9 protein-coding genes and 1 pseudogene are annotated in these 8,880 nt (G+C 72.3%); all 10 read right to left on the bottom strand.

Going from position 1 to position 8,880, the window contains the following annotated elements:
* Positions 1-252 (bottom strand): annotated as a pseudogene (locus AB0N04_RS15895) (GTP pyrophosphokinase); the annotation flags it as partial.
* 230 nt (positions 253-482) lie between these two features.
* Entirely contained in the window at positions 483-1,067 is a 585-nt protein-coding gene (locus AB0N04_RS15890; protein ID WP_360208886.1) for an adenine phosphoribosyltransferase, read from the bottom strand.
* Between the two features lie 29 nt (positions 1,068-1,096).
* Complete coding sequence (gene secF / locus AB0N04_RS15885; protein ID WP_360208884.1) at positions 1,097-2,194, bottom strand: protein translocase subunit SecF; 1,098 nt, start codon at positions 2,192-2,194, stop codon at positions 1,097-1,099.
* A gap of 4 nt (positions 2,195-2,198) precedes the next feature.
* Positions 2,199-3,920, bottom strand: coding sequence for a protein translocase subunit SecD (gene secD / locus AB0N04_RS15880; RefSeq protein ID WP_360208949.1), 1,722 nt, complete (start codon positions 3,918-3,920; stop codon positions 2,199-2,201).
* A gap of 236 nt (positions 3,921-4,156) precedes the next feature.
* Entirely contained in the window at positions 4,157-4,558 is a 402-nt protein-coding gene (yajC, locus tag AB0N04_RS15875) for a preprotein translocase subunit YajC (RefSeq protein WP_360208882.1), read from the bottom strand.
* Between the two features lie 247 nt (positions 4,559-4,805).
* On the bottom strand, positions 4,806-5,882 hold the full coding sequence (gene ruvB, locus AB0N04_RS15870) for a Holliday junction branch migration DNA helicase RuvB (RefSeq protein WP_360208879.1): 1,077 nt from the start codon (positions 5,880-5,882) through the stop codon (positions 4,806-4,808).
* A 70-nt stretch (positions 5,883-5,952) separates the two neighbouring features.
* Positions 5,953-6,564 carry a Holliday junction branch migration protein RuvA gene (gene ruvA, locus AB0N04_RS15865; RefSeq protein ID WP_360208877.1) on the bottom strand — a complete coding sequence of 204 codons (612 nt, stop codon included), beginning with the start codon at positions 6,562-6,564 and terminating at the stop codon, positions 5,953-5,955.
* A gap of 13 nt (positions 6,565-6,577) precedes the next feature.
* The gene (gene ruvC, locus AB0N04_RS15860) at positions 6,578-7,126 is read right to left on the bottom strand and encodes a crossover junction endodeoxyribonuclease RuvC (RefSeq protein WP_360208875.1); all 549 of its coding nucleotides are present in this window, start codon (positions 7,124-7,126) and stop codon (positions 6,578-6,580) included.
* Positions 7,127-7,350: 224 nt separating this feature from the next.
* Positions 7,351-8,109: a YebC/PmpR family DNA-binding transcriptional regulator gene (locus AB0N04_RS15855; protein ID WP_313762932.1), complete on the bottom strand. Its 759-nt coding sequence runs from the start codon at positions 8,107-8,109 to the stop codon at positions 7,351-7,353.
* A 79-nt stretch (positions 8,110-8,188) separates the two neighbouring features.
* Entirely contained in the window at positions 8,189-8,806 is a 618-nt protein-coding gene (pdxT, locus tag AB0N04_RS15850) for a pyridoxal 5'-phosphate synthase glutaminase subunit PdxT (protein WP_360208872.1), read from the bottom strand.
* Between the last annotated feature and the right edge of the window lie 74 nt (positions 8,807-8,880).

Genomic DNA, 8,880 nt, shown 5'->3' with positions numbered 1-8,880 from the left:
CCCGCGGTGCCACTTCTCGGCGACGGCGTAGGCCCGCTCGATGTCCCGCAGCAGCGCCGGGTCGGCCTTCGGGTCGTTCGCCCGGATCGAGCGGAACAGCGGCTCCAGAACGGGGTTGAGCACGCTGGAGCGCTGGCCGCCGAGGCGGGCCAGGCGGGCGCGCATGCCGCCGGAGGAGGAGCCGCGGCCGGTCGGCGCGGTCGGTCGCGAGGAGGTCGGCGCCGGGCGTGCCGGGGTGGCCCCCGAGGGCATGGGACGGTTGTCGGGGGCGGCCGCTGCGGCCGTGGGCACAACCTCGTCGGGCAAGGACTCTCCTCGGGGCACCGGGGGGCCGACCCCTGCCGCGGCCCGTACGGTGCGACGCGACCGGGAGGGGATGAATCTTCATGGTACCGAGCCGGGCGGCCCGGTGTTCATCCACCCGGCCCGGAAACGGAAGGGCGGCGGTCGGATGATCCGACCGCCGCCCTCCATCAGGTCCCTCAGACCGTGACCAGCGTCTCCAGCGGAGCCCCGCCGAGGTGCCCGGCCAGCCGCTGCCGGCCGTCCAGGAAGCCCAGCTCCATCAGCACCAGGACGCCCACCAGCTCGGCGCCGGCCTCCTTCACCAGGTCCAGCGAGGCACCGATGGTGCCACCGGTGGCCAGCACGTCGTCCACCACCAGGACCCGCTCACCGGGCGCGAAGGCGTCGCACTGCACCTCCAGCGTCGCCGAGCCGTACTCCAGCTCGTACGAGCGCCGGAACACCTCGCCGGGCAGCTTGCCCTGCTTGCGGATCGGCACGAAACCGAGTCCGGCCGCGACGGCCGCCGGGGCCGCCAGCACGAAGCCGCGCGCCTCCAGGCCCACCACCTTGGTCGCCCCGAGCTCCAGCGCCCGGTCCGCCAGCGCCCGGGTGAGGGCGCCGAAGGCCTCGGCGTCGGCGAGCAGCGGCGCGATGTCCTTGAACAGCACGCCCGGCTTCGGGTAGTCCGGGACGTCCCGGATCCGGCTGTTCAGCAGCTCGGCGAGCGGGCCCCTCCCGCCCGGCTGCGGGCTGGGAGGGGCGGTGTCGGCGGTGGTCACGGTGGTGTCCTCGGGGGTCGGGGTCGGGCTCAGCGCTTGGAGGACGGACGGCCCTTGGCACGCGGGGTGCCGGCCGCACGGCCACGCTGACCGACCATACCCGCCGGCAGGTCCTCGTCCGCGATCTCCTCGCCCGGGGCCTCGCCCGCGGCGGCGGCCTTGGCGGCCGCGGCCCGGTGCTGCAGGACCCGCTTGCGCAGCGCCTTCATCTCGGGCTGCTCCTCCTTGAGCTGCGCCAGCAGCGGGGTGGCGACGCAGATCGAGGAGTAGGCACCGGCCGCGAGGCCGATGAACAGCGCGAGCGAGATGTCGTTCAGCGTGCCGGCGCCCAGGATGCCGCCACCGATGAACAGCAGCGCCGCGACCGGCAGGAGGGCGACCACCGTGGTGTTGAGCGAACGCACCAGGGTCTGGTTGAGGCCCGCGTTGGCCGCCTCGCTGTAGGTGAGCTTGTTCTGCTTCGTGAGCCCCTTGGTGTTCTCCTTCACGGTGTCGAAGACGACGACCGTGTCGTAGAGCGAGTACCCGAGGATGGTCAGGAAGCCGATCACCGTACCGGGGGTGACCTCGAAGCCCACCAGGGCGTACACGCCGATGGTGATCAGGAGGTCGTGGATGAGGGCGACCAGGGCGGCCACCGCCATCCGCCACTCGAAGGCGATCGCCAGGTAGGCCGTCACCAGGATCATGAAGATGATCAGGCCGGTGAGCGCCTTCTGGGAGATCTGCTTGCCCCAGCTGGGGCCGATGACCTGGGCCTCGACCGTGTTCAGCGGGACGGACAGCTTCTGCGAGAGCTCGGAGCGGATCTCGTCCGAGCTCTTCGACTCCTCGGTGCTGACCTGGATGCGGATCTTGCCGTTGTCGGTCGACTGCACCAGCGGGTGCGAGCTGACGACCTTGTCGGCCGTCTCCTGCGCCTGCGAGACGGTCAGCCCGGGCTTGCTCACGGTGTAGACCGAGCCGCCCTTGAACTCGATGCCCAGGTGCAGGCCCATGGCCAGGCCGATCGCCGCGACCAGCACGATCACGCCGGAGATGGAGTACCAGAGCTTGCGGCGGCCGACGAAGTCGAAGCTGACCTCGCCCTGGTAGAGCCGGTGACCCAGATTGGAGAAGCGAGACACGGTGTCAGGCCTCCTTCACGGCGGCAGAGGAGGAGGAGCTACGGCGACGGCTGCTGCGCAGCGGCGGGCGGGCGCCCAGCCGCTTCGGGTCCAGACCGGACCACGGGTGGCCGTCGGAGAAGAACTTCCGCCGGGCCAGCAGCGTGATCAGCGGCTTGGTGAAGAGGAAGATCACCACGACGTCCAGCGCGGTGGTCAGACCCAGGGTGAACGCGAAGCCCTGGACCTTGCCGACCGAGACCACGTAGAGCACCGCGGCACAGAGGAACGACACGAAGTCCGAGACCAGGATGGTGCGCCGGGCGCGCGGCCAGGCCCGCTGGACCGCCGGGCGCAGCGGGGCGCCCTCGCGGACCTCGTCGCGGATGCGCTCGAAGTACACGATGAAGGAGTCCGCGGTGATGCCGATCGCGACGATCGCGCCGCAGACGGCCGGCAGGTTCAGCGCGAAGCCGATCCCGCCGCCGAGCAGGCTCATGATCGAGTAGGTCAGGGCCGCCGAGACGAGCAGACCGGCGATCGAGACCAGCCCGAGGCCGCGGTAGTAGACCAGCGAGTAGACGACCACCAGCAGCATGCCGATGGCGCCGGCGATCAGGCCGGCCTTGAGCTGGTCGCTGCCGAGCGCCGGGGAGACGGTGGTGATGTCGCTCTTGGCGAACTCCAGCGGCAGGGCGCCGAAGCTCAGCACGTTGGACAGGTCCTGCGCCTCGGCCTGGGTGAAGCGGCCGGTGATGACGGCGCTGCCGCCCGGGATCGGGCCGTTGACCTGCGGGTGCGAGACGACCTCGTTGTCCAGCACGATCGCGAACTGGTTGGTCGGCGGGGTCTGGGTGGCCAGCTGGCCGGTGACCTTGGCGAACGCGTCGGTGCCGGTGCCGTTGAACTGCAGCTGGACCTGCCAGCCGGCGCCGGTCTGGGTGTCGATGGTGGCCTGGGCCTTGGAGACGTCCGCGCCCTTCACGGCCGCGGGGCCGAGGGCCAGCTTCTCGTAGTAGCCGTTCTGGGGCTTCTGCGAGCAGGCCACGACGGCCTTGTCGTCGGCGCCGGTCTGGGCGGCGCGGACCTCGGGCTTGGAGCAGTCGAGGGCGGCGAAGGCGGCGGACAGCTCCGGCGGCACGGTGCCCTGGGTCAGCGCGGCGCTGACGTCGGCGGCACTGGGCTGGGTGGCGGCGGCGGACGGCGTGCCGGCGGCCGGGGCGCTCGGGGCGGTGCTCGCGCCCGTGGCGGCGGCGCTCGGGCTGGCGTCGGCGGCGAGGGCCTCACCGAGGGCGCGGCCCTGCTTGGTGGGGCTGGCGCTCGCGGCGGGCGTGCCGGAGGCGGTGGCCGAGGGGGCCGCGGTGGCACCGTTCGACGGGGTCGCGCTCGGGGAGCCGGTGGCACCGGCCGACGGGGAGCCGCTGGGCGCGGGCGGGGTGAAGCCGCTGGGCGCCACGGCGAGGACCGGGCGGAAGAACAGCTTGGCGGTGGTACCGACCTGGTCCGCCGCGTTCTGCCGGTCGCCGCCCTTGGGGATGTTCACGATGATCGTGTCGTCGCCCTGGGTCTGGACCTCCGCCTCGGAGACACCCATACCGTTGACGCGGCGCTCGATGATCCCGGTGGCGATGTCCATGCTGGACTTGTTGATCGCCTTGGGGTCCGTCGACTTCGCGGTCAGCGTGATGCTGGTGCCGCCGGCGAGGTCGATCCCGAGCCGGGGCTTGGTGTTGCCCGTCCCGAACATGAGGGCGACCAGTCCGACGGTGACGACCAGGATGAGGGCCAGTGCCCGCCCTGGGTAGCCGTCGCGCGGGCGCGACTTGGGTGTTGCCACCTTGCTCGTTTCTCCCTGTCCATGCCACCTCCCCGACCGGACCCCCGTCCGGCTCGTGGCGGGACGGGGGCATGGCGGTTCTGCGGCCCTGAGGTCCTGTGGGCTCGCGGCACTGCGCCGCGCGGCCGGGCTGGTGCCCGACCGTACTACTTGCTCGCGGGAGCCCCGCCCTCGACGTCGCCCTTCTCGGCGCTGTCCTTGGTCAGCGTCAGCGGCTTGTCCTCGACCGGCTCGGCGTCCTCGGCCTCCGGCTCGGCGAGCTCGTCGTCGGCGGGGCGGCCGTTGATGATCGCGTCGTACTCCTGGGGGTCCAGGACGGCCGCGATCGCGCTCTTGGTGAAGTGGGTGACCACGCCGGGAGCGATCTCCAGCTCGATGGTCTCCTCGTTGACCGCCTTCACCTGGGCGTACAGGCCGCCGATGGTGCGCACTCCCGCCCCGGGCTCCAGCGAGGTCTGCATCTGCTGCTGCTGCTGCTGGCGCTTCTTCTGCGACCGGAACATGAGCACGATCGCCAGGATCGGGAGGAGAAGGATGATGAAGTTCACTGCAGCCAGGGTCCTTTACGGGCCGCCGATCGGCAGCCTGTGTGGTAATGGTCGGCCCGTCAGGTGAGAGGGGCGGTCCGGCGGAGTCTAGGCGACCCCGAACTGATCGGACAACGCCAAGCATCGCATCCTGCCGCCGAAAGTGGCGACCCTCCGCCTGCACAGTTTCCCCGGACTTCTCCCGTGGCTTCTCCTCGGGGCGCGGTGGCACCGCCCACCGGGAAGCGGGCGGCGGGCGGTCACCCGTTCAGCCCCCGTCGGCCGGGAAGAGTTCGGACTGGGCCGGCACCGCGCCGCGGGTGGTCTGGACCGGAGGGGTCATCCCGAGGTGCTGCCAGGCGGCGGCGGTGGCGATCCGCCCGCGCGGGGTCCGGGCCAGCAGCCCCTCGCGGACCAGGAACGGCTCGGCCACCTCCTCCACCGTCTCGGCCTCCTCACCCACGGCGACCGCCAGTGTCGACAAACCGACCGGACCGCCGCCGAAGAGCCGCAGCAGCGCGTTCAGCACCGCGCGGTCCAGCCGGTCCAGGCCCCGTGCGTCCACCTCGTAGACGTCCAGCGCCCTGGCCGCGATCTCGGCGCTGACCAGGCCGTCGTGCCGCACCTGCGCGAAGTCGCGGACCCGGCGCAGCAGCCGGTTGGCGATGCGCGGTGTGCCGCGCGAGCGGCCGGCGATCTCGGCGGCGCCCGCCGGGTCGATCTCCACGTCCAGCAGCGCGGCCGAGCGCCGCACCACCTGCTGGAGCTCGGCCGGCGCGTAGAACTCCATGTGGCCGGTGAAGCCGAAGCGGTCCCGCAGCGGCGGCGGCAGCAGGCCGGCCCGGGTGGTGGCGCCGACCAGGGTGAAGGGGGGCAGCTCCAGCGGGATGGCGGTGGCGCCCGGCCCCTTGCCGACGATCACGTCGACCCGGAAGTCCTCCATCGCCATGTAGAGCATCTCCTCGGCCGGCCGGGACATCCGGTGGATCTCGTCGAGGAAGAGCACCTCGCCCTCGGTGAGCGAGGAGAGGATCGCCGCGAGGTCGCCCGCGTGCTGGATCGCCGGGCCGGAGGTGATCCGGATCGGGGCGCCCAGCTCGGCGGCGATGATCATGGACAGGGTGGTCTTGCCCAGCCCGGGCGGCCCGCTGAGCAGGACGTGGTCCGGGGCGCTGCCGCGCTTGCGGGCCGCCTGGAGCACCAGGGACAGCTGCTCGCGCACCCGCTCCTGGCCGATGAACTCCTCCAGCAGCTTGGGGCGCAGCGCCGCCTCGACCGCCTGGTCCTCACCGTCGGCGGCGGGCGTCACCAGCCGGTCGACCGGATCGGGGTCGTACGCACTCATGACCCCGCCCCGCTTCGCTCGCTCATGTGCTGTGGACTCCAAAGTCGACAAACGGACAGATCGTCAGTGGTCAGCGGGCCCGGTTGAGGCCGCGCAGGGCGAGCCGGAGCAGCGCACCGACGTCCGGCGTCGCCTGGGCCTCCGCCTCGGGGGCGACGGCCGCGACCGCCTCGTCCGCCTCCCGCGGAGCGTAGCCGAGGCCGGTCAGCGCCGAGTGCAGCTGCTCGCTCCACGGAGCCGGACCGGCCGCGATCGGCTTCTGCGCCGGCACCGCGCCGTGCGGGGCGCCCAGCTTGTCCTTGTACTCCAGCAGCAGCTTGGCCGCCTTGGCCTTGCCGATGCCGGGCACCGCCACCAGCGCCTTCTCGTCGCCGCCGGCCACCGCGGCCCGCAGCGCGTCCGGGCTGTGCACCCCGAGCATCGCCTGCGCCAGCTTGGGGCCGACGCCCGGGGCCGCCTGCAGGATCTCGAAGACGGCGCGCTCGTCGTCGTCCGCGAAGCCGAACAGGGTCAGCGAGTCCTCCCGGACCACGAGCGAGGTGGCGAGGCGGACCGGCTCCCCCAGCCGCAGCCCGGCCAGCGTGCTCGGCGTGCACTGCACGGCCATGCCGACCCCGCCGACCTCGACCACGGCGAGTCCGGAGGAGATGGCCGCCACGGGCCCTTGCACGAAGGCGATCACCGGCTACTGCCTTTCAACGGGGGGTGGGACGGGCTTGCGGGGAGGTGGCGCGGGCCGCCCGCACCGCGGCCTCCAGGCGGTTCGTCGCGCCGCCGCGCCAGATGTGGCAGATGGCCAGCGCCAGGGCGTCCGCGGCGTCGGCCGGCTTGGGCGGGGCGTCCAGCCGCAGCAGGCGCTGCACCATGGCCGTGACCTGGGCCTTGTCGGCCCGGCCGGAGCCGGTGACGGCGGCCTTGACCTCGCTCGGCGTGTGCAGGGTGACCGGTATGCCGCGCCGGGTGGCGCAGAGCATCGCGACCGCGCTGGCCTGGGCGGTGCCCATCACCGTCCGCACGTTGTGCTGGGCGAAGACCCGCTCGACGGCCACCAGGTCGGGCCGGTGCTCGTCGAGCCACTGCTCGATGCCCTGCTCGACCAGCAGCAGCCGCTGCCCGATCTCGGCCTCGGCGGGCGTGCGCACCACCCCGACCCCGGCCATCCGCAGCGGCCGGCCCGGCGCACCCTCGACCACGCCGACCCCGCACCTGGTCAGCCCCGGGTCCACGCCCAGTACCCGAACCACAAGCCCCGCCTCTCCGTCGATCGCCGCCCGCCTCCGGGCCCGGGCCCGGATCCGGACCCGGCGCCGGCGCGCTCCGCGGCTCACGGCGGGCGACCTGCGAAGGCTACCGTCCGGGTCCGACAACCCCGCCGACGACACCGGCCCGGCGGTCCTGGGACCACCGGGCCGGGCCGCGGGAACGATCACCCGCCGGTGATCGCCCGCGGGCGATCACTCGGGGAGGATCACTCGGCGTCGAGCTGCGCACCGACCTCGTCGGAGATGTCGAAGTTGGCGAAGACGTTCTGCACGTCGTCGCTGTCCTCCAGCGCGTCGATCAGCTTCAGGATCTTGCGGGCGCCGTCGACGTCCAGCTCGACCTGCATGCTCGGGAGGAAGTTGGCCTCGGCCGAGTCGTAGTCGACGCCGGCGTCCACCAGCGCGGTGCGCACGGCCACCATCTTGGAGGCCTCGGAGACGATCTCGAACGACTCGCCGAGGTCGTTGATCTCCTCGGGCTCCTGGTCGAGGACGACCTCGAAGAGCTTGTCCTCGTCCACGCCGTCGGCCTTGGGGACGATCACGACGCCCTTGCGGGTGAACAGGTACGACACCGAGCCCGGGTCGGCCATCGAGCCGCCGTTGCGGGTCATCGCGACGCGCACGTCGGAGGCCGCGCGGTTGCGGTTGTCGGTGAGGCACTCGATCAGGACGGCGACGCCGTTCGGGCCGTAGCCCTCGTACATGATCGTCTGGTAGTCGGCGCCGCCGGCCTCCAGACCACCACCGCGCTTGACGGCGCGGTTGATGTTGTCGATCGGGACCGAGCTCTTCTTCGCCTTCTGGATGGCGTCGTAGAGGGTCGGGTTGCCGGCCGGGTCGGGACCGCCGGTGCGCGCCGCCACCTCGATGTTCTTGATCATCTTGGCGAAGAGCTTGCCGCGCTTGGCGTCGATCACGGCCTTCTTGTGCTTGGTGGTAGCCCACTTAGAGTGGCCGGACATCGCCAGCTCCTTTACGTCGCCAAATGGAAATGAAACAGATGAGATCTTACCGGTGTCGCAACGGGTGGTAGGAACCCCGTCACTTCGCGGCGAGGTGCTCCTCGACCATGGCGACGAAATAGGCGTGCACGCGGTGGTCGCCGGTGAGCTCCGGGTGGAACGAGGTGGCCAGCAGGTTGCCCTGGCGCACCGCCACGATCCTGCTGTCCGGGCCGTCCGCGGCGGGCAGCTCGGCGAGCACCTCGACGCCGGCCCCGACGGCCTCGACCCAGGGGGCGCGGATGAAGACGCCGTGCACCGGCGCGTCCGCCATGCCCTTGAAGGCGATCCCGGACTCGAAGGACTCGTTCTGCCGGCCGAAGGCGTTGCGGCGCACCGTCATGTCGATGCCGCCGACGGTCTCCTGGTCGTCCCGGCCGTCGAGGATCTTGTCGGCCAGCATGATCATGCCCGCGCAGGTGCCGTACACCGGCATCCCGGCGGCCACCCGCTCGCGCAGCGGGTCCATCACGCCGAACAGCAGCGCCAGCTTGGACATGGTGGTGGACTCCCCGCCGGGGATCACCAGCGCGTCGACCTCGGCCAGCTCCTCGGCACGGCGCACCGGACGGGCCAGCGCGTCGGCCTCGGCCAGCGCGACCAGGTGCTCGCGGACGTCGCCCTGCAGGGCGAGGACGCCGATGACTGGAGTGCTCACGGTCTTCAACCTCGTTCGATCGATCTACGGAAGTACGTGGCGCGGCCCGCCGCGGCGCCTCGGCGCGCGGCGGG

The organism is Kitasatospora sp. NPDC051702, from assembly GCF_040681575.1.
In the GTDB taxonomy this organism is placed as follows: domain Bacteria; phylum Actinomycetota; class Actinomycetes; order Streptomycetales; family Streptomycetaceae; genus Kitasatospora.
Note: the sequence above shows the minus strand (reverse complement) of the source record. Positions and strands in the feature narration are given on the sequence as shown.